Genomic DNA, 19834 nt, shown 5'->3' on the forward strand with positions numbered 1-19834 from the left:
AAATGAAATTTACAAATTTAGAGCATTTTTTACGCGAAAAGTTGCTTTTAAGTCCTCTTGCTATGACGCTTTCGTTTGTAGGGCTTAAAGCGCTTTATTGTATTTTAATCTACATGGCAATTATTACTCCGGAAAATATGTCTAGATTAGAAAGCTTAGGATGGAATTTTGCTTGGGGATTTTCGGACTTTACTTTTGATCTTGCTTTTATAGCTTTTTGTATTTATTTAATTTTACTTAAACAAACTCAAATTCGCACAAATGCAACTGGAGTGTTATTTGCTATATTAACTTCATTTGTAGTATTTTTTATCTATCTATTTGCAAACTCTAGCGAGACAGATAAAAAAGATTTGCTAGTATTGTTTTGTTTTGCACTGCAAGCTTTTTTGTGGATATATTTAATCATCTCAAGTATCTATCTTAAAAAGAAATTTGGCTTTGCCTATCCTGTGATTTATGCTATTTTGTTTTGCTTAAGTTATCTTGCTAGTTTTTTTGTGAGTCTTTAAGTCGGAACAATTTTCTTTACTTTTTTGTTTCCCATATTTTGGTTTTTTTATTTTAGATATAAATTTACAAATTTATCTGTATAAAGTATTAAATTGTAATTTGTGCTTTGAAAATATCTACCGCTGATCTAAACTGATAGTGTTTGATTAGTTCGGCTCTCACTGGTTGTAAAAAGCGGCAGAGAAGTCTAGTGCGGGAGTGTAAGCGAGATAATAAAAAGCGAAAATTTAAGCCAGCTTTACGATACTGCTCTTGATGTAAGCTTCGTTGAGAGCGTAAAGCGAAGTTGTTGCTTAACTTATCCGCTTTAAAGTTAAAGAGCCAAACTTTAGCAGTTTAGAGCTCTTTTTAAGTCTGAAATATACAAATTTTGCTGTCTTTTTAGATAAAAATATAAAATCGGTGTTAGAAAAATATTTTTAGGTTTTATGTTTTCTGTGAAATTTAAGATGGTTTGCGAGTTTTCTTCTTTGAAAATTCCGATCCAAGTTCCCTTTATACTCTCATTTTCTATCTTAAGCTCAAGCCTTTCGTGAGGCTTAGAAAGAGTGATTTTAAAATTTGTTTGGCGAGAGTTTTTTGAAATTTCTACAAAGTGAGTTTCATCTAAAATTTTAGTCTCTTTTAGATCGCTGCGCCACGCACACTCTTTAAAAGAAGTAACAACTTGCCAAACTCTTTTGATATCGCAGTTTATCTTTGAGGTGGTAGTGCAAGTTGCCATCTTCCATCCTGAGATTAGTCCATATCGTCAAGCAACTCTTCGTTTGACTTAACGACTACTCCTGAGCCATGCACTACGCTTGGAATGCAACTCGTGCAAATTTCAACCTCTTGACCGTTTTTGTGGGCATGGATAAATACGGCGTTTGAGTTTTCTTCGCTGGTTATTCCGCAGACGTTACACACATACATTCCGTTTATTTTCATTATAAATCCTTTTTGAAATTTTGCTTATTTTAACTTGAAATTTAAAAAGCCAAGATGACTTAAGTCAATGCAAATTGTAGCAAATTTAAAGATGAATTTGCTCTTTTTGAAAGAAAAAGTGCGAAAAGTAAATCACAAAGAAAATTTGCAAAAACAGTCCGACAAGCGGTATCAAACAAAGCAGATAAAATATAAGAGCGGTAAATTTATACTCATATCCACCCATGTCAAGCAGAGCTATCTCAAAGCGGTTTTTGCTAAGCGTATTTGAGCCGATATCGATAAATAAAAGCGAATAGTAAAGATAAAAAAACGGCACGTTTATGATGAATAAATTTAAGACCGGCACAAATAAAAGCGGGAGGCTTATGAGAAAAAGAAGGCTAAATTTGCCTATCACGATCGCCATAAGCTTTAATGATCTAGCTAGCGATATGGTTTCAAATTTGGGCAGTTTGTAGTGTCTTTTGTTTATCTCGTCAGTTACTACCGGAGTTAAAAACCCTGCCACGATGAGCGCTATAAAAACCGAAAGTATAAGCACGAAAAATGTACCCGTTAGATAAAAGAGGGCAGAAACTATCCACTTCGTAACGCCGTATGATAAAATCGTGGTGATATAAGGATGAGCACTTTCGTCTAAAAAGCTAAAATCCCCGCTTGCGGCACCCATGCTTAAGGCTGTGTAAATTTCCTTGCCGCCAAATATCATGAGCGCACCTAAAATAATAATGCTAAGCACAAGCGGCAGGGTCGAAAGGATAAGAAATTTAGCCGTTAAGAAGTCCTTAACGGCGAGGTTAAAATTCTTTATCATTTTACTTTTTTATACTCTGTTTCAAGGGCTTCATATATCTCGTCTATGCCGTTTAAATTTAGCTTTAAAACTTCGCTCATGACGACATTATCTTCCTTGCCGTTCCAGACTTTTTTATATGAGCCGTCTTTATAGCCGTTGTTTTGGCGGAAGCGATTGAGCACGTTTTTGCCGATGTAGCATTCATATAGCGAGTGTAAATTTACGCCGCATTTTAGGCTCATCGCAAAATACACTTTAAGCAGGTCAAACAGCTGAAATTCAAATCCGCTTGATTTGTGTATGAGCATCTCTATGTCGTTCATCACTTCATAAATGCTCTCGTCTTCGATATTGTAAGCGTCTTTGCAAAATTCGTTAAATCCGCTTGAGGCGCAGATATCTTCGCTTAGCTTAGTTATATCTCCTAAATTTTTTATCTTGTATTGTTCAAGCATAAGGCTCATCAAAAAGTGCCAGATATCAACAACTTCAACGCGTAAATTTTCTTTGTTCGTAGGCGCGTTTATGTCTTTCCAGTGCTTCCATGCAAAGCTGTCTATGAGCTCGGCGCACTCCATATATATGCAGCGTCTCCAGTTTATAAGCTTGCCGTTTTTATTTATGCCTTCTTCCCAGCCTATGCCGTTGGTTTCGTCGTTTAAAATTTGCTGTAAATTTAGCATTTGAGTTATCATCTCTTGCGCATTCATAAAAATTTCCTTATTTTCAAATTGCGAGATTATAACGAAAATTTAATAACAGCTACATTGCAAACGCTAAATTTAGACTAAACGTAGAGTTTGAAGCTGTCAAGTTGCTCGATTAAATTATCAAACAGCTTTTTGGAAGTTTCAAGCAGGTTTAAGTCAGCCTTGTTTTGCTTTAGCAGTTCGTCAAATAGCCTTAGAGTGCCTTCGCTGACGAAATTTTTGTGATTTATATCTTTGATGGTAGGAAGCTCTTTTTTAAGGCTGTTTGCAAGGTTTGTGAGTTTGGTAAATGCAGGAGTTTCGCCGGCTTTTACGTTTTTCATAAACTCGTCTATTTTAGGAGCGATACTTTCAAGCGCTTTAGCTAGCTCTTTTTTATCATTTTCATCAAGCCCGTTTCCGACATAAGAAAAGCTATATCCATACTCGTGCGTTAGTGTCAAAGATCGGCTTTGAGCGTTTGAGGAGCGAGAGCTTTCGTATTCAACGCTTTTATTGTCGTACATTGAAAATTTGATCTGATCTCCGCTGCTTGTCTTGAAGCTGAAGTCAAAGTTGTTGAAATTTGCGTAACTTGAATTAATCTGCATAAAAATCCTTTTTTGTTTTTTAAATCGTCAAATCTCAACCAAACTTAATACCAAATTTTGTAAAATTAAACAAAAAGGCTTAAGATGTGCTGCTTTGGAGCGAGAGTTTTTGCGCTTATTGCGATAACTTGTCTGAGTTTTATCCTGCATAAATTCTATCCGCAAATCCCGGTTATCGCTTATTATCTGCTGCTTGCAAATTCGCTTGCATTTGTTATGTTTGCGCTATTTTTTAAAGATCTTTTGCCTAAATTTGTAAAGCCTTCCGCGATTCACTATTTTTCGTTAATCGGCGGCGTTTTAGGCGGACTTGCTGCAACTTTAGCATTTAAAAAATTTGATGGAAATTTCTTAAAAATCGAGCTTGTTTTGCTTGCTTTTTGGATATTGATCGTATCTTACATAACGCTAAATTTCACTCAAGTTTCGGCATTTTTTGCGGGATTTTTAAGCTAATGGATGAGAGAATTTTAAAATTTATAAGCAAGATGCACCTGCTTAGCCTTGCGGTGATAAGTGAAGCTAAACCTTACGCGGCAAGCTGTTTTTATGCCTTTGATAGAGAGAATTTTAGCCTTATCGTAGCCGGAGATGATAAAACGACTCACATTAAAGCGCTTGAAATTTCAAGTGAGGTTGCAGGCACCATTGCACTTGATACGAAGATAGTGGGCAATATAAAAGGCGTGCAATTTAAGGGCACGATGAGTAAAGCAAGCGAAGATGAGCGTAAGATTTATTTTAAGCGATTTCTTTATGCTCTTGCTATGAATCCGCAAATTTACGCTATAAATTTAAACTGGATAAAATTTACTAACAACGCACTTGGCTTTGGCAAGAAGATAGAGTGGAGTAGGGTGTAGTAGTAGCTTGATGGCTTAAATTTCTGCTTTTTGATTTTAGAATTTAAAGCTATAAATTTGATCTTAAATTTTGCCTAGATAAAGACTAAATTTGCTAGAGTTTATCTAGCAAATTTAAGTTTCTTAAGTGCGAAATCTGCTTAAATTTTGATTTAGATTTTCCGTCATTTTATTCAGATGAGCCGCCGATGATGCTATCTCTTCTACGCTTTTTGCGTTTTGGGATGAGATTAAGTCTATGTTTGTTATGCTTTTTACCATCGCTTCAAGTCCGCCCGCGGTCTTTATGTAGTGTTGCGTAGCTACTTTGCTAAGCGACATTGTATCGCTCATAAGTTCGTTCATGTGCGATATCTTTTCTTCTATTCCGCTTGAAATTTTTATCAAATTTTGAGCTTTGTCGGCATTTTCGCTGATATGCTCGCTTGAATCCGATATGCCCTGAACTATGACATTTATGGTAGCGTTTATCTCCGTTAGACTCTTTTGAGTTCGCTCGGCTAGCTTTCTAACCTCATCTGCAACTACGGCAAAGCCTCGCCCGTGCTCTCCAGCTCTGGCTGCTTCTATAGCGGCATTTAGTGCGAGTAAATTTGTCTGATCGGCGATATCGTTAATGACATTTAGGATTTCTCTTACGTTTTCTGTATCTTTTGAGAGAGTTTGCATGCCCTGAGACATCTCAATCTCGGTTTGAGCATTGATATTTATATGGTGGCTAAGCTCTAGTACCGAGCTTGCAACCTCGCTGATATAAGATGCGGTTTTTTCTAAATTTTGCCTGCTTGTTTTCGCCTCTTCAAGAGAGTCTTTGATCTCTGCGCCTATGTCTTTAGCCATTTTTGTAGTTTCGTTTATAATCTGGGTTGAATTATCAACTCTTTTGCCTGTCTCAATCGATGTAGAAGATAGCTCTTGGGCTATGGATGAATTTTCGTTTGATAGCTCTTTGGCTTTTTCTATAACGGCTCTAAATTCGCTCGTAAGATCATTTATGGATATTGAAATTTGAGCTATCTCATCACGTCCTTTTGTCTGCAATTTTGTCGTGAGATCTCCTCTGCCTGATTTGATTTCGCTTGACATTTTATGCAAAATTTCAGAGATATTCCTCATTGGCTTGATTATGATTTTGTTTAATACACCAAGAACTAGCAAGATAAATACCGCCGTAAATATCGCACAAACCCCTATAAAAGCAAGGCTATTTTTTGAATTCGTATCGTTTAAGACGCTTCTTGTTTTTTCTACCTCTTCTTGAAGGTCATCTACGTAAATTCCGCTTCCCATCATCCAGTTATATGGCGCAAAAACCATTGAGTAAGCCAGCTTTTCAAGCGGTGGCTCCCCCTCTTTTTTAGGAAAGAAATACCCAACGAAATCGCCTCCCTTTTTGGCGTTGTTTAAAAGTTCTTGAACGTAAAATACACCATTACTATCTTTGTTTTGCGTGAGGTTTTTACCGCTCAGCGAAGGAGCTCCGGGCACTATGACGACGGTTCCGTCTTGTTCGTATAAAAATATATATCCTGTTTTATTTTCAAGAAATCTAATGCGATCGACGGTTTTAATTATTTCGGCTTTTATCTCGCTATCGCTTAAGTTTTTTTGTTTGCCGTCGTTATAAATTTCATGCATAATTTTATTTATTGTATGAACCGTATCTTTTAGCCAATCTCTCTTAGCCTGCATCATGTCGTTATATGATTTTTGAGTAAAAAACGATGTCAAATCTGATGAAAATTTAGCATTTAACACCGACAAAACCGTGCTAATAACAGCCATTGATACAACAAATAGCATCATTACTTTTGTTGAAATTTTCATGAAATTTCCTTTTAATAATGAATATTAAATATTAAGTTAATTCTAACTCTTTATTTCTTAAGTAACTGTAAATTTTTACTAAATTTGATTTAAAAATAATTTTTAAAAATTAAATATAAATTTAAAATAAATTTTAAAAAATATACAGTATGAAATAAAGATAACCCTTATTTTAGGGTTTAAGAATAATACGATAAAAGATGGTAAAAATAATATAATAGCAACAGCCTAACTCTTTTTTTATTTATCTGCTATAATTACGAATCACGTAAAATTTGATATTTGTTATAAAAGGGTATTTATGAAATTTAGTGTATTTAATAAACTAAGCGTAGCAATTGCTACTACTTTAATAGCAATTGCCGTTAGTATCGTGCTTATCATACAGCTTGTCGCTGTTCCGAAGGTGCAAAAAGAGAGTTTAAATCTTATAAACGAGATAGGTCGCTCGACAATCGGCGATATCGCTCTATCTTTGAAAAATATCGAAGGGGTGACGACAAATCTTGCAAAAGTTGTCGAAAAACTACCTAATGAGATAGATATGTTTAAACCGGTTGGGGAAAATGTCATAAACAACGACGGAAACGTTGCTATAGCCGGAGGAGGTATCTGGCCTGAGCCGTATAAATTTAGCCCTAGCGAGAAAAAACGAAGCTTTTTCTGGGTTAGAAACGGAAATAAGCTTGATTATGACGAGGGCTATAATAGCGATCAGACTCCGGATTATCATAACGATGACTGGTATAAGGATGTGGTAAACGTTAGGCAAAACAAATGCACATGGTCAAGCGCTTATCAAGACCCTGTCTCAAAAGTAAATATGGTAACTTGTAGTGTTGCGTATTTTAAAAATTCAAATTTTGAGGGTGTGGTTACTGTTGATTACTCATTGGTCGGAATAGAGGATTTTTTAGCTAAGCAGGGGTATTTAACAAGCGGAACCGAGTCTAAAATAGCCTATCTTTTTATGCTTGATAGCGACAATAATGTCTTGTATTTTCCAAATTTAGCAGATAAAGAGCTGATAAATTTTGATACGCTAGCTAGCAAATTTAAATTTTTAGAGCAGATAAAACCGCATGTGTTAAATTTGCAAGATATTGCAAATGTCTCGGTTAATAATGACGAGATACTAAAAAATAAAAGCAATATAACGCTTTTAAAAATGCAAGAAACAGGCTGGACGCTTGGTCTTGTAACACCACAGGAAAATATCACCGCATTGGCGACTGATATAATGGTATCTATACTATCTATCGTGTTTCCGATCATTGTGGTATGTTTAGTTCTTATCTGGTTTTATACAAAAAATCAGCTAAAACCGCTTAGTGTCATCGAAAAAGGTCTTGAAGAATTTTTCAAATTTATCAACCATAAAACAGACAAGGTTGAGACGATAGGCATAAAATCCAAAGATGAATTTGGTGCTATGTCCGATATGATTAATGATAATATTAAAACCATTGAAGCGGGAATTAGGCAAGATGCGGTCTTTACCGAGGATGTTTCTAAGATTGTTAAAGAAGTTAAGAGCGGACTTTTGGGAGGGCTTATCAAAGCCAATGCAAACGATCCAAAACTAGACGAGCTGAAATCGCTTCTTAATGCTATGCTGGAAGGACTTGCTAGAAATATAAACCGCATAGTAGATACCCTTAATACATATAGCACTAACGACTTTACAAAAAGGTTAGATAGCAGCGAGCTGGTCGGCGATACAAAAGAGATGATAGATAAAATAAACCATCTTGGAGACGAAATTTCAAAAATGCTTAGCTCTAGTCTTAATCAATCTGATCTATTGCAGCAAAAATCAAATACTCTTAAAGAGTATGTTGATACCCTAAATAAAAGTGCAAGATCTCAGGCAAATAGCTTGCAAGAAAGTGCGGCTGCCGTAGAGCAGATGAGCTCGTCAATGTCTGCAATATCTCAAAAGACTCAAGATGTAATAAGACAAAGCGAAGATATAAAAAATATCATCGTTATCATCCGCGACATCGCCGATCAAACTAATTTGTTAGCATTAAATGCAGCCATAGAAGCAGCCAGAGCAGGAGAGCACGGAAGAGGCTTTGCGGTTGTTGCGGACGAGGTTAGAAAGCTAGCCGAGCGAACTCAAAAAAGTCTTGGTGAGATAGAGGCAAATACAAATGTCTTAGCTCAAGGCATAAACGAGATGAGTGAGAGCATCAAAGAGCAAACCGATGCTATAAATCAGATAAACGAAGCCGTTGTAAATGTGGATAACTTGACAAAACAAAATGTCGAGATAGTGAACAACACAAACTCTATCACTATCGAAGTTGAAAATATGTCTAAACACATCCTTGCCGATGTAAAGAAAAATAAATTTTAACTACTATCTTTAATTTGCCTTGCCTAAATTTATGGGCAAGGTAAATTTAACTGCATAAATTATTTCAAATAAGATAACCGTAATTAGAAAAAATTGTTTAAATATACAAACCATATTTAAAAGAGTATATGACTAAATTTTTAAGCTTTGAAGTGTAAAGATAAAAGGATTAAAAAGAAAATGGTGGTTAGAGGCTAACTAGATTTAATCCTTGGAACTGCCATTTTGTCGGTATTTAAAAGTTTAAGCTTTCAATACTGCTTTAAACACTGCTGTATTTACTTTTTCTTAGTAAATTTGCCAAAATTTAGCAAACTTCTCTAAATAAAAATAACTTCCTTAATACTCCGCTTAAAATACCTTTTTTTATGGGCTTTTAAAGCTTTTGTATTTGCTTGAAAAGACTTGAATTGCAATTGTATAAAAATCAAGCTTAGTTTTTCTTATTTTTTAGCTTGAGCTTTGCTTATACTAGCGGATTTACAGCAAATTTTTTAAGCCACTCGTTTATGGCTTTTCTGCTGTATAGTATTACCCTTTTGACCTTGATATAGGGGATGGAGTCTGGCTTGCCTTGATTTATTTTCATTCTTAGTCTTGCTTGCATGTGTTTTGATATGCCAAATTCTAACTCTAACTGCTCTATGCTCATCAAATCATCGTTTTGGATTATTTTCATTTTTGCTCCTTTTGGTTTATTTGTTTTGGTTGCGTAACGATACTCAAAGCAAGCCTAAACACATCTTAGAAAAAAGGTATATAAAATTTTAACACTACGCTGAGTGGCAAAAAAAAAGGGGGGGGGGTAGAATCCGCAAATGGTGGGTGTTGATTTTGCTTTAAAAATAATAAATTTCTAAAAACATAAGATATATTTTCGCTAAAAAAGTATAAAAATTTAAATAGTAAAATCGCCAAAAATTACTAAAAAATAAGATAATATTTTGGCTATCTTTAAGGATATGGTTATGGATGGTTTTCCTGATTATGTTTAAAAATAAGTAAGGTATAGATAAATAAAATATTGAATTATAAATATTTTGAAACAAAACATAAAGAAATGCATTAAAACAAGATAAAAAAAGCATAATTTAAGTTTTTTAAAAAATGCCCAAGCTTGACTGTTGATAAATTTGAACGCCGATGTTACCACTTTGCGTAGATACTCGGCTTTTTAGACTCAAGCGTGGTTTTGCTTCATCTAAATTTGGCATGGGTTCTTTGCTAGACATATATCGCCCCTTTTACTATCTTGCTCTCTTGTATTTTTTGCTCAGAGTAAAAGTCACAAATATCAACAGGTTTTTGAAATTTGTTAGCGATTTGCTTTTTTAAATCATCTAGATATTCAAGTGCCTTAAATGCGTGCAATCTATCCAAAAAGCTCTTTTTATCGGCTAATATGACTATATCTATATCAGAGTTTTCGTCCGCATAACCCTTGGCATAGCTTCCAAAAAGTCCTATTTTTAGGATGCCGTCTCTTTCAAGACTTGGCTTTATTTCGCTCAAATATGCGAGTATGGCTTCTTTGGTTAAAGTTGGTTTACGCACCAGTGGATTATTGCCGTAGATATTGTCAGTGCAACTTCTCACAATAAGCTCTCATCGTTTAAATTTGATAATTTGCTACTGCTTTCAACTTTTACGATAAAATCATTAATGGCATAATATGAAATATTTATTTTGTTACTGAATTTGGCAAATTTTGCATATCTTTTTGCATCATCGTGGATAATCGGTGCTATAAAAATACTAAATTTTTCCTTGTCATTATCGCTATTTGAGATATTTTCTATTAAATGTCTCTCGATCGGTATCATTTCATTTGTGCTTTGACTTCTATCTCTTATTAGACTTACTTCCACATAGCTTTCTGCTTTGTCGTCAAATGCTACAATATCTGCTTTGCCACCGCTTGCCGTAAATACTGGAAGTCCTTCGTCATCGCTTTTATAATTTGGAATGATGCTTATATTATCAAAGCTTTTTGTTAAATATATGGCTGTTAAAAACTCTAATCTAAGTGGCTTGTCAATTAGCCTTAAGAGTTCATCAGTCGAAGCTTTTCTTTTATCGCAAGTTATAAGCAGCTCGTTTTTGATAAAATCAATTTCATATGATGAGGCAAATTCTCTTAGTTTTGTCGTTTTAACATCATCACTTATGACGGCTGATTCTGTAGTGATTAAATTATTATCAATACTTGCCATATAGTTATAAAATGCAAGTTTATTTGCATTACCGTCATCTAAATAGTCGCCGTTAAATAGAGTTGTTAAGCTTAAAATATATTCGGCTTTTTTAATTTCGTTGCTATTAATATCAATAAATCTACCATTTCCACGAAGCGAAATAAGCCCAGTAATGCGCATTTTGCGGATATACTCATCTACTGCTTCGCTCGTGATTTGATTTATTTTAAATCTTGTCCTGTTGTCACTTTCTAAGAGATTTAAGCATTTTTCATATATAAATTCATCTGAATAGCCAAATTTAGTATTTGTCAATTCATAAATTTCGCTTCTTAAGCTCACAATATAATTAAATAACTCGTTGCCATCATCGTTTTGCCAGCAAAGTAAAATTGGAATTTCTTTTGTGCTAAGCGGATTTTGTTCTTGTTCTTTTAGTGTTTTTAAAAGTGATAATAAGAGCCTTAAAGGTGCGTTGTGATTTAAATTTTTCTTGTATGGATTGCCGACTTCATATTTGCTAAGAGCATTTAAAAATACAGCATTTACGAGATTTTCATCAATTTCATCTTTAAATTTTTCATTTTGGCTGTCATAGTATGCATTTATTAGCATTTTTGCACTATCACTAATTAAAATTCTTTCATTTTTTGCATAGTAACAAAAGCCAAATTCGCTCATCAGTTTATACCAAGTATCAAAGCGACTTTCCCAGCCTTTTTCAAAACCTTTTTCTTTATGGTTTTGTGGCGAAATTTCGCAAATATGATTTAACTCATTGTCGCTAAAAATATATTCGTCGTTATCAAATTTCCTTTTTAGCTCTTGATTTTTGTTAATTGAATTTGGTCTGTATAATCTATATGCCAGAACTTCTCTTACGATTTGCATAATTGTTTGGTTATCTAAAATTTCATTTTCAAATTTTGCGATTATAGTTAAAAATTCACCAATCCTGCGCGGATTTCTCATAGTTGTTGAAAAGCTTATGATTTTCCTTTCGGCACTTCGTGGCATCTTATTTCCTTATGTAATTTGTTACAAAAATTTCTTTGCTATCAGCTTTTATGGTATTGTCATTAAAGCTTATGTAATTGCTAGTTATATTGTAAATTTTGTATTTTTTAGACCAAGACTTGATAATTTCGTTCGTCTGTCCTTTGTGATTTACTAGATTTGTAATGCCAAATTTTATCCCCTTTTTATCCAATCTATCCAGTGTTTCATAAAGTATAGTCTCATCAAATTTACTCCAAAGCTTATTGTATTCGCTGTTAGAGATTAGATAGGGTGGGTCTAAATAGACATAATCATCTTTTTTAAATTTAACGCTATTTAAAAAATCTATATAATCAAGATTTGAAAATGAAATTTTATTTTTGCTCATAAAATTTGTATAGTTTTTTAGTGCTTCATAGACATTTGCATTAAAATCTACATTCCCCACTGGTAGGTTAAAAAGCCCGTTTGAATTAAATCTAATAATGCGATTAAAGCCGTAAATCAAAAGTAGATAAAGATAGAGCATGTTTGTTTGATCTTTATTATAATCAGCTCTTAAAGCTTCATAGGCTGTTTTGTTGTATTTCGCATAATATGTTTTTATATATCTTTTTTTAAGCTCGTCAGGAGCTATTTTGCCATTAAGTGAAAATGACAATCCATAACTAGATATTATTTCTGATAGCTTACTAAACAATTCGTCTATATCAAATTTGCTCAGTGTTTTATGCAGATTGATTATATTTGTGTCTATATCATTAGCTAGGTATTCCTTTGCCTTCGTGTTTAAAAATACACTTCCGCCACCAACAAACGGCTCAATAAATCGCTCTATTTTTTTTGGGAATAACTCGCCAAGTTGCCCCATAAGTTTATACTTGTCGCCGACATAAAACAGCGGGGAACGAATGGCTTTCATTTTTTTACCTTTACAATGAATAAAAATTCTTTATGTCCGTTAAGTTCAGTTTTTCCAGCGTTAAAATAGTTGTGTGATTTCTCTTTTATACTTAACTTACCTTTTTTGCTCAAAATTTGCTCTATTTGTTCAAAGCTTATTTTATTCTGTGATGAACTTGATTTTGAATTATAAGTGTTATTATATGTCAAAGCGATTTGCTTGCAGTCAAGATTCGCAACTAAATCATCAAGCTCTTTTACAGCACTGCTTCGGCAATAGTTGCTCATATTTTCAGGCGGTGGTTTAAGTGCTGTTCCGCTTAATTTTGGTTTTTTCCACTGAATTAAATTCTCATAAACATGATAAAAACGGCTATATTGACGAGAGTTGTAAGGCGGGTCGATAAATACCAAATCTGTCTTAATTTTTCTTGCTAGATTGTTTGCATTTTCTCTGTGGATTTCAATAGTTTTGTTGTGCTTTATAGGCAAAATCAAATCAAACTCAAATCTATCTTTGGGGCTTTCGTTTTTTCTATATGCTTCATAGTGACCGACAGTATTTGCTATTTTATCCATTGAGTAAATAAGACTTGTTAGTAAAATATTTTCAGTGGTTTTGCCAAACTTGTTTAATGCGATATGCTCTCTAATTGAGCCAATCTTAAGACAATCGCCATTGCTAAAAAATTTATCACTGAAATTTTCACTAAAATAGTTTTTTTTCAAAGCCACCGAGTTGTTGTAAAAATTCTTAAGCTCGTTTAATTTATTAAGGTCAGCATTTGATGAATTAAAAAAAGAGTTGTAAATAACTTCGTTTGAATATAAAAAATCGTTTATTATTATTTTTTTGATGTGAGAGATTTCTACAAATTTACTTGCCACGACACCACTGCCAGCAAAAATATCACAAACACTCTTGATGTCAGATAAATCCAAATTTTGAAATATCCACTCGCCAAGCTTTGCTTTTGAGCCGATGTATCTACGATTTGAAATATTAAAATAATTTTGTTCTTGCATTTTTTATATTTTCTTTTGTGCTACATTTATTTAGGATTATATATTTCGTCGCATAAAAAAGCACTGAAATATACTAGAAAAAAGTCGGGCATAGCTGTAAAATAGACGCTAGTAGCTAGCCAATTTACAATTAAATTTTTCTTTTTTAGAAATTTGCGTAATTTTTAAAATTTTGCTCACAAATGGCGATGAACTCGCCATTTCACCCCAAAACACAGCCATAAAAGGGGTTATCCTGCCCTGCTACTTTCATCTTTATTTTTCTTTGGTAGTTTTAAAAATTTATAGATTTTTGCGTGAGAAAGATTTAAGAAAATTTTTTGAAATTTAGAAAGCTTTGCTTGGCTTGCAATGAAAAAGGGGAGAGAAATATTTTAGCGATAGTAGATAATTTTTCGTGTGTTTCTAATCTCCTTTTTTATTTCATTGCAAATTTTTCTAATCTCTTTTAGATATTGTGCCATTTTATTTTCTAGGTCATTTTCAAAAATATCTATGTTTAGATGATATGTGATTTGGTTTATGTTATTTGCGATATACATAAATTCTAGTAAAAACTCGGCTAAAATTTCATTTCGTATCCCCATTCGCTCCACTGCGTTTGCATATTTTTCATAACGCAAAAGTTTTCTAATGATGTTTGACTTGCTCACTTCAAATTTTTTAGAGAGTTTTTCAAGTGTTTTGTAGTCTTGCTCGGTTAAGTTTATGTGCAGGTCTTGCATTTTCTCCCCTTTTTATTTTCATCATACAATCAAATAAAAAATAAGTAAAGCAAAAATAGTAAAAAATTTAGTTTGGCAGAGTTTGGCAGGAGCCTTGCCGAACTAAAAAAGTTTTTTATGCCGATAAAATGGCACTTTGCAAGTTGCTTTTAGTTTAGTTCGGCAGTTCGGCAGGATTTGTACTGAAATTTGAGATCTTGTGTATAAAATTTGCCAAACTGCCAAACTAAAAATTTTTTACTATTTTTATCCCTTGTTTTGGGACTTTGAGAGCAAGGTCAGTTCGGCAAGGCTCTTGCCAAACTCTGCCGAACTGAAAAAGTAAAGAAAAAAAGGGGGAGAAAATCAAAGCATTTTGAAAATAGTTTGATTGTGCTGATTGCTCGTTTCTATGGTGTAAAATTTACCATCAAATCTTTTTAAAAGAAATTTTATAGCCTTAGCTCCGCACACTTGCGTTTCATCTATCTTTGCTAGTCGTTTTATCTCGTTGGTTAAATTTTGTAAATTTATACCACTTGGATTTTTGGCGATGATCTCTTTTGTGTATTCTAGGGCTTGTTTTTGCTCGTCATTTAAATCATAAAGATAAAAGTCGCTAAGACTTACGCTAAGCTCTGCGGTGTCTAATATCACGGCTTGTGGGGCGGTGTCATCTCTGCCTTTTTGTGGCTCAAGTGTTACGATAAGCTGACTGCCATTTCGCTCCCTTTTTTTGACATAGTAGGCTTCGTCTGAGCTATCTATAAAGGCGGTTGAGCCTTTATGCTCTTTGTTGTCCTTATCGCTAAAACTTTGCTTATTTTGGTGATGTAAAAACCACACGCCAGCGTAATAATTACGCATCTCTTGCATGGCTGTAAGATAGGGCATGACCACTTCATCAAGGCTCATAGAACCTTTTATGAAATTTCGCATACTATCAAAGACGATGAGTGCGTCCTTATGCTCGTCGTTTGCAAATTTTGAGAGCGTGAAGATAATTGACCTTGTATCAAGGTCTTTTTCCTTTACCTTTTTAGAAAAGCTGATATAAGTTAGGTTGGGATATTCAGCCAAAATCCTATCTAAGCCACGATTTTTAAGAGTGCCGATGCCATTATCTGCGTCTATGTAATACACCTTTTTAACGGCTCCTATTTTTAGTAGATATACCGCCAAAAAAAGCGCGGTTATGCTCTTGCCGTTGCCAGCTTTGGCATAAAAGCAAATGAGCTTATTTGTCTCTATGAAGTTTGATATAAGCCATTTTTGCATATAATCCGAAATGTATTTTGTGCTAAGCGATAGGTTTGAATGGTCTAGATCTATCGCTTGGATTTTCTTACTCATCTTTTATCCTTAATATATTTATTTTTGCTTGCAAATTTTAAAAATTTCGTGTTTTATCTCATTTTTTTCCTTTTTAAAATAGTGTCTCTAGGTTATTTAAATAGTCGCCATACCACTGCATGAGCCTTGCGAGTTGCTCTTTGGTGCTACGGCTTCGCTCGTATGCGAATTTGACCGCATCGCTCTCTTTGTGGGCTAGGGCGGTCTCTATGACTTCATCGCTTATGCCCATTTGTAAAAGCTGAGCTTTGTTTTGCGTGCAAATGGTGCGAAAAGTCGCACGAAAGCCGTGAGCGGTAGCTATACCTTTGTATAATCCACCGTTTAAATTTATGATAGCTTTGTTAAGACTATCTTTGTGGATATGCTCTTGTTTGTTAAGGGCTGGGAAGACAAAGCCGTTTTCTATAATGCAGAAATTTCTTTGCTCTTTTAGGATTTTTAAAGCGTAGGAGTTCAGGGCGACCTGATGAGCGTAGCTCATTTTCATCTCATCTGCTGGGATAGTCCAAGTCTGCTCATCAAAGTTTATGTACTCCCATTTTACGCTTGCGGTGTTGATAGGGCGATTTACGCATAAAATTTGCAAATAAATCGCTCTTTTGGTTTGCAAGTCCATCTTGCCATCACTCTTTAAGTCGTGCAGGAACTGGGCTAGGGCTTTCTCGTCGGTTATCGCACTTAGTCTGCTGTCTATGTTGTGGCGTTGTTTGTAACTACGTGAAGTGGGGAACTCTTTGTGAAGTGCTGGGATGAAGTTTTTAGCGATATAATCGTCTCGCTCAGCTATCATAAAGACTTCGTTTATATTGTCTATCAGGCGATGTATCGTCTCAAGCCTGCTTTTGTTTGGGTCATGTGGGTTAAAAATGGCACTTAGGACTTCTTTTATCTCGCTGTATCTTATATCTTTTATATCCCTTTTACCAAAGGCTGGCAAGAAGTATTTTTGGTGTCTTAGCACGACTTTTTCAAGATAGCTTTGCTTTTTACCGCTTTTTCGCTTGTGTTCTACTATCCTATTAAATAGGTTTTCATAGATGTATTTGCCTATTTGCCTGCCCCTTAGTTCATCAATGCTCAGCTTTCCGCCATTTAGCTCTCTTAGCATTTTCGTGGCTTTGGTGCGTGCCATTTGAGCTGTAAAGACGCCCTCGCGCCACTCGCCGATTTTTATAAACTGCTCTTTGTCGTATTTGCTCTCTTTGTATTTGAGTGAGAAGGTTTTTGTGCCTTTTGGATTAACAAATATGTATAGTTCTTTTGGGTTGCCGACAACTTTTTTGTATTGTGTGGATCGTGGTGCAAGATTTTTGATCTCTCTATCTTGCAGAGTGGTAGAAGCGACATTGCTCATTTTTATCCCTTTTTTGGATGATTTTTTGAGCAATACTTCCTTAATAAAATTTACTGCTTTAATTACTGCCCTAAATCCACTGAAATTAAAGCGAATTAAAAACTTGGTTAAAGTAACTTTTTGCAATTAAGTATCGCTCCCCGCTTCGCAAACAAGGGAATTAACAGCAATTTAAAGGGATTGATTTATAGCTGAAAGGAACTTAAAATAAACTTAAATGGTGGTTAGAGGCAGAATCGAACTGCCGACACGCAGATTTTCAGTCTGCTGCTCTACCGACTGAGCTATCCAACCACCTAAAAAAGAAATGTGATTATACACTTTTAAATTTTAAAATTAGGTTAAAAACAAAATTAAATTTTATAAATTTGCAACAAATTCTTTAAACTTATCTCCTCGCTCGGCGTAGCTATTAAACTGATCAAGGCTTGCAGCAGCAGGACTTAGAAGAGCTATCTCGTCTAAAATTCGAGCTTCTTTTGAATTCGCTTTCTTAGTCGATTTTTTTAAATTTTTATCTATTTGCGTTACGGCTACATCTAAAAATTCGCATTTTAGAGCGGGAATTTGAAATTTCTCAGCCAGTTTCATAATCTTATCGCTATTTGAGCCAATAGCGTAAATTTTAGTATTTGCGCTATTTATAGCCTCAAAAAGCTGCGTCATATCAACACCCTTATCATCTCCGCCTAAGATTAGGTGCAGGAATTTATCCTCATACCGCTTTAGAGCTTGAATGGTCGCGTCGATATTGGTAGCTTTTGTGTCATTTACCCAAATTCGCCCGAATTTGTCCTTAAATTCTTCAAGTTTATTGCTCTCTATCACAAATTTGTTTAGTAAATTCGCGTCGCATCTATCAAAAATTATTTTTTGTACCGCCAGCGCTAAAAGAGCGTCCATTAAAAACGGCACTTTGAAATTTATCTCATTTGTGGTAACTCCGCAAAATTTAGCTAAATCCTTTTCGTTTTTATAGCTTATTACCTTAGCGAGTGTAGGCGTATTTGCATAAATTTCAGGGACTATCGCGACTGAGTTTTCTCTCATTATACCAAGCGGCTTAAGCTTAGCGGCTTCATAAGAGCTCATATCGCCGTGCCAAGTAAGATGATCGGGCGTTATAGGCAAAAGCACGTATACATCAGGCTTTGCAAGGTTTGTATAGTGAAGCGTGAAAGAGCTCGTCTCCAGTATCCAAATTTTAGCTTTAGTATCTAACTCGGCTAGCGGAGTGCCTACGTTTCCGCCCATTACCGAGCCTTTTGCTTCTAGTAGGTGTTGCATCATCTTGGTTGTGGTTGTTTTGCCGTTTGTTCCGCTTATCCATACGCTAAAAGGCATTTTGGATGCGAAAAAATCATATTCGCTTATCAAATTTTGCGATTTTTTAACCAGCTCATGATACGGAGGAAAGCCAGGGCTTGGGATCTCAAGTTCGCTTTTATCGGGATTAAATTCACTTGCCGGCAAAAGATTATTTCCAAATTCATCCTTTGAAATTTGGCTAAATTTGTCATCATATACATCCCAAATTCCTTCATCTTGGCAGTTTTTGGCAATAGCCTTCGTCGTGCCGCCGTAACCGAACAAACTTCTTTTCATTATCTTATCTTTAACGCCGTTAGAGCGATTAGATTTGCTAAAAGCGCAATAATCCAAAACCTAACGATGATTTTGTTTTCAACCCAGCCTTTGATCTCAAAATGATGATGAATAGGCGCCATTAAAAAAATTCTCTTTTTGAAAATTTTAAAGCTTCCAACTTGCAAAATAACGCTTAAAGTCTCAATCACAAAGATAAATCCTATGATAATAAGCAAAATTTCGTTTTTAGTCATAACTCCCATAAGTCCTATGTAAGCGCCTATGCTAAGGCTTCCACTATCACCCATGAAAACTTGTGCTGGATGGCAGTTAAACCACAAAAACCCCATCAAAGAGCCGATTAGAGCCGAAGCGATGATGATAGTTTCGCCCACACCGATGATCTTTGGAAGTAGCAAATAAGAGCTAAATAGCGCATGTCCGCAGATATAGGCAAAAATTCCTAACGTGACAAGCGAAAGCATAGCGGGAACGGCTGCAAGCCCGTCAAGCCCGTCTGTTAAATTTACCGCATTTGAAGCCGCAACTATAACTAGCGTCCAAAAGACTATAGCAAAAATTTTAAGATCTAGTAACGGGAATTTATAAAACGGCACATAAAATTCAGTTCCTATATCGCCGCTAAGATAAAGTACGGTTGAAACCGCAAAAGATACTAAAATTTGAGCTAAAAGCTTGGCTTTAGGACTTAGCCCCGCGTGGTTGTTTGCGCCTAGAATTTTTGATATGTCGTCTTTAAACCCGATCGCCGTAAAACCCGCAAGACAGAGCAAAGAGGCTATAACGAAGCTATTATCAAGCCTGGCGCAGATGATAGTTGCCAGTATCGCCGTTACCATAAAGACTACGCCTCCCATGGTCGGGGTTTTTTCTTTTTTTTGGTGTGTTTTTGGAGCAAGCTCGTAAATCGGCTGACTGGCGTTTTTAGCCCTTGCCCAAGCGATAAATTTAGGCATAAGATAAACGGTAAGTGCAAAAGATATGAAAAACGCTATGCCTGCGCGAACTGTGATGTATTGAAAGATGTTAAAATTTAGGATTTCATAAAGATAATAAAACATGTGAGCCTTTATTTTTAAAAAGAGTAATTTTAGT

The 19834-nt window shown here is 35.0% G+C and carries 20 protein-coding genes, 1 tRNA gene and 3 pseudogenes; 5 read left to right on the top strand and 19 right to left on the bottom strand.

Annotation, left to right across the window (positions count from 1 at the left end; translation table 11 throughout):
• The first annotated feature begins 2 nt into the window (after nt 1–2).
• Nucleotides 3–512 carry a hypothetical protein gene (locus tag ACHJH3_RS00830; RefSeq protein ID WP_407063188.1) on the top strand — a complete coding sequence of 170 codons (510 nt, stop codon included), beginning with the start codon at nt 3–5 and terminating at the stop codon, nt 510–512.
• Between the two features lie 329 nt (nt 513–841).
• Here ACHJH3_RS00830 and ACHJH3_RS00835 read toward each other — a convergent pair whose 3' ends face one another.
• The 5 genes from ACHJH3_RS00835 to ACHJH3_RS00855 all read right to left on the bottom strand — a co-directional run bounded on the left by ACHJH3_RS00835 (nt 842) and on the right by ACHJH3_RS00855 (nt 3542).
• On the bottom strand, nt 842–1237 hold the full coding sequence (locus tag ACHJH3_RS00835; protein WP_407063189.1) for a polyketide cyclase: 396 nt from the start codon (nt 1235–1237) through the stop codon (nt 842–844).
• Between the two features lie 14 nt (nt 1238–1251).
• Complete coding sequence (locus ACHJH3_RS00840) at nt 1252–1443, bottom strand: hypothetical protein (RefSeq protein WP_407063190.1); 192 nt, start codon at nt 1441–1443, stop codon at nt 1252–1254.
• Between the two features lie 85 nt (nt 1444–1528).
• The gene (locus ACHJH3_RS00845; RefSeq protein WP_407063191.1) at nt 1529–2260 is read right to left on the bottom strand and encodes an EI24 domain-containing protein; all 732 of its coding nucleotides are present in this window, start codon (nt 2258–2260) and stop codon (nt 1529–1531) included.
• Nucleotides 2257–2952, bottom strand: coding sequence for a dUTPase (dut, locus tag ACHJH3_RS00850; protein WP_407063192.1), 696 nt, complete (start codon nt 2950–2952; stop codon nt 2257–2259). The genes ACHJH3_RS00845 and dut overlap by 4 nt, the downstream gene beginning before the upstream one ends.
• Nucleotides 2953–3029: 77 nt before the next feature.
• On the bottom strand, nt 3030–3542 hold the full coding sequence (locus ACHJH3_RS00855) for an ATP/GTP-binding protein (RefSeq protein WP_407063193.1): 513 nt from the start codon (nt 3540–3542) through the stop codon (nt 3030–3032).
• Nucleotides 3543–3626: 84 nt separating this feature from the next.
• On the opposite strand from ACHJH3_RS00855, the gene ACHJH3_RS00860 reads away from it, so the two are divergent.
• Nucleotides 3627–3998: an L-arabinose ABC transporter gene (locus ACHJH3_RS00860; protein WP_407063194.1), complete on the top strand. Its 372-nt coding sequence runs from the start codon at nt 3627–3629 to the stop codon at nt 3996–3998.
• Nucleotides 3998–4405, top strand: coding sequence for a hypothetical protein (locus tag ACHJH3_RS00865; protein WP_407063195.1), 408 nt, complete (start codon nt 3998–4000; stop codon nt 4403–4405). Before ACHJH3_RS00860 ends, ACHJH3_RS00865 begins: the two co-directional genes overlap by 1 nt.
• A gap of 123 nt (nt 4406–4528) precedes the next feature.
• On the opposite strand, the gene ACHJH3_RS11305 is transcribed toward ACHJH3_RS00865, so the two are convergent.
• Complete coding sequence (locus tag ACHJH3_RS11305) at nt 4529–5245, bottom strand: methyl-accepting chemotaxis protein (protein ID WP_455424389.1); 717 nt, start codon at nt 5243–5245, stop codon at nt 4529–4531.
• A gap of 153 nt (nt 5246–5398) precedes the next feature.
• A pseudogene (locus ACHJH3_RS11310) lies at nt 5399–6232 on the bottom strand (cache domain-containing protein); the annotation flags it as partial.
• 301 nt (nt 6233–6533) lie between these two features.
• On the opposite strand from ACHJH3_RS11310, the pseudogene ACHJH3_RS00875 reads away from it, so the two are divergent.
• Together ACHJH3_RS00875 and ACHJH3_RS00880 are read left to right on the top strand one after the other, a co-directional pair.
• Nucleotides 6534–7415: pseudogene (locus ACHJH3_RS00875) on the top strand (cache domain-containing protein); the annotation flags it as partial.
• A gap of 612 nt (nt 7416–8027) precedes the next feature.
• Nucleotides 8028–8594: pseudogene (locus ACHJH3_RS00880) on the top strand (methyl-accepting chemotaxis protein); the annotation flags it as partial.
• A gap of 466 nt (nt 8595–9060) precedes the next feature.
• Here the strand turns inward: ACHJH3_RS00880 and ACHJH3_RS00885 are convergent.
• From ACHJH3_RS00885 to mraY, 12 genes are all read right to left on the bottom strand, one after another.
• Nucleotides 9061–9273, bottom strand: a complete 213-nt coding sequence (locus ACHJH3_RS00885) for a MerR family transcriptional regulator (protein WP_002953022.1) — start codon at nt 9271–9273, stop codon at nt 9061–9063.
• A gap of 421 nt (nt 9274–9694) precedes the next feature.
• Nucleotides 9695–9826 carry a hypothetical protein gene (locus ACHJH3_RS00890; protein WP_258032803.1) on the bottom strand — a complete coding sequence of 44 codons (132 nt, stop codon included), beginning with the start codon at nt 9824–9826 and terminating at the stop codon, nt 9695–9697.
• Entirely contained in the window at nt 9819–10190 is a 372-nt protein-coding gene (locus ACHJH3_RS00895; RefSeq protein WP_223154715.1) for a nucleotidyltransferase family protein, read from the bottom strand. The genes ACHJH3_RS00890 and ACHJH3_RS00895 overlap by 8 nt, the downstream gene beginning before the upstream one ends.
• Nucleotides 10187–11806, bottom strand: a complete 1620-nt coding sequence (locus ACHJH3_RS00900; RefSeq protein WP_002953024.1) for an AlwI family type II restriction endonuclease — start codon at nt 11804–11806, stop codon at nt 10187–10189. The genes ACHJH3_RS00895 and ACHJH3_RS00900 overlap by 4 nt, the downstream gene beginning before the upstream one ends.
• 1 nt (nt 11807) lies before the next feature.
• Complete coding sequence (locus ACHJH3_RS00905) at nt 11808–12710, bottom strand: DNA adenine methylase (protein WP_002953027.1); 903 nt, start codon at nt 12708–12710, stop codon at nt 11808–11810.
• A complete protein-coding gene (locus ACHJH3_RS00910; RefSeq protein WP_407063197.1) occupies nt 12707–13717 on the bottom strand; it encodes a DNA adenine methylase in 1011 nt (336 codons plus the stop codon). Before ACHJH3_RS00910 ends, ACHJH3_RS00905 begins: the two co-directional genes overlap by 4 nt.
• A 374-nt stretch (nt 13718–14091) precedes the next feature.
• Complete coding sequence (locus tag ACHJH3_RS00915) at nt 14092–14442, bottom strand: ribbon-helix-helix domain-containing protein (RefSeq protein WP_407063198.1); 351 nt, start codon at nt 14440–14442, stop codon at nt 14092–14094.
• A gap of 345 nt (nt 14443–14787) precedes the next feature.
• On the bottom strand, nt 14788–15774 hold the full coding sequence (locus ACHJH3_RS00920) for an AAA family ATPase (protein ID WP_407063199.1): 987 nt from the start codon (nt 15772–15774) through the stop codon (nt 14788–14790).
• Between the two features lie 73 nt (nt 15775–15847).
• A complete protein-coding gene (locus ACHJH3_RS00925; RefSeq protein ID WP_314399719.1) occupies nt 15848–17131 on the bottom strand; it encodes a tyrosine-type recombinase/integrase in 1284 nt (427 codons plus the stop codon).
• 218 nt (nt 17132–17349) lie between these two features.
• A tRNA-Phe gene (locus ACHJH3_RS00930) sits at nt 17350–17425 on the bottom strand.
• Nucleotides 17426–17491: 66 nt separating this feature from the next.
• Nucleotides 17492–18736 (bottom strand): UDP-N-acetylmuramoyl-L-alanine--D-glutamate ligase, encoded by a 1245-nt coding sequence (gene murD, locus ACHJH3_RS00935; RefSeq protein ID WP_407063200.1) that lies wholly within the window; start codon nt 18734–18736, stop codon nt 17492–17494.
• On the bottom strand, nt 18736–19800 hold the full coding sequence (mraY, locus tag ACHJH3_RS00940; RefSeq protein ID WP_407063201.1) for a phospho-N-acetylmuramoyl-pentapeptide-transferase: 1065 nt from the start codon (nt 19798–19800) through the stop codon (nt 18736–18738). Before mraY ends, murD begins: the two co-directional genes overlap by 1 nt.
• Nucleotides 19801–19834: the final 34 nt, after the last annotated feature.

The sequence above is a fragment of the Campylobacter canis genome (genome assembly GCF_045504005.1).
In the GTDB taxonomy this organism is placed as follows: domain Bacteria; phylum Campylobacterota; class Campylobacteria; order Campylobacterales; family Campylobacteraceae; genus Campylobacter_A; species Campylobacter_A canis.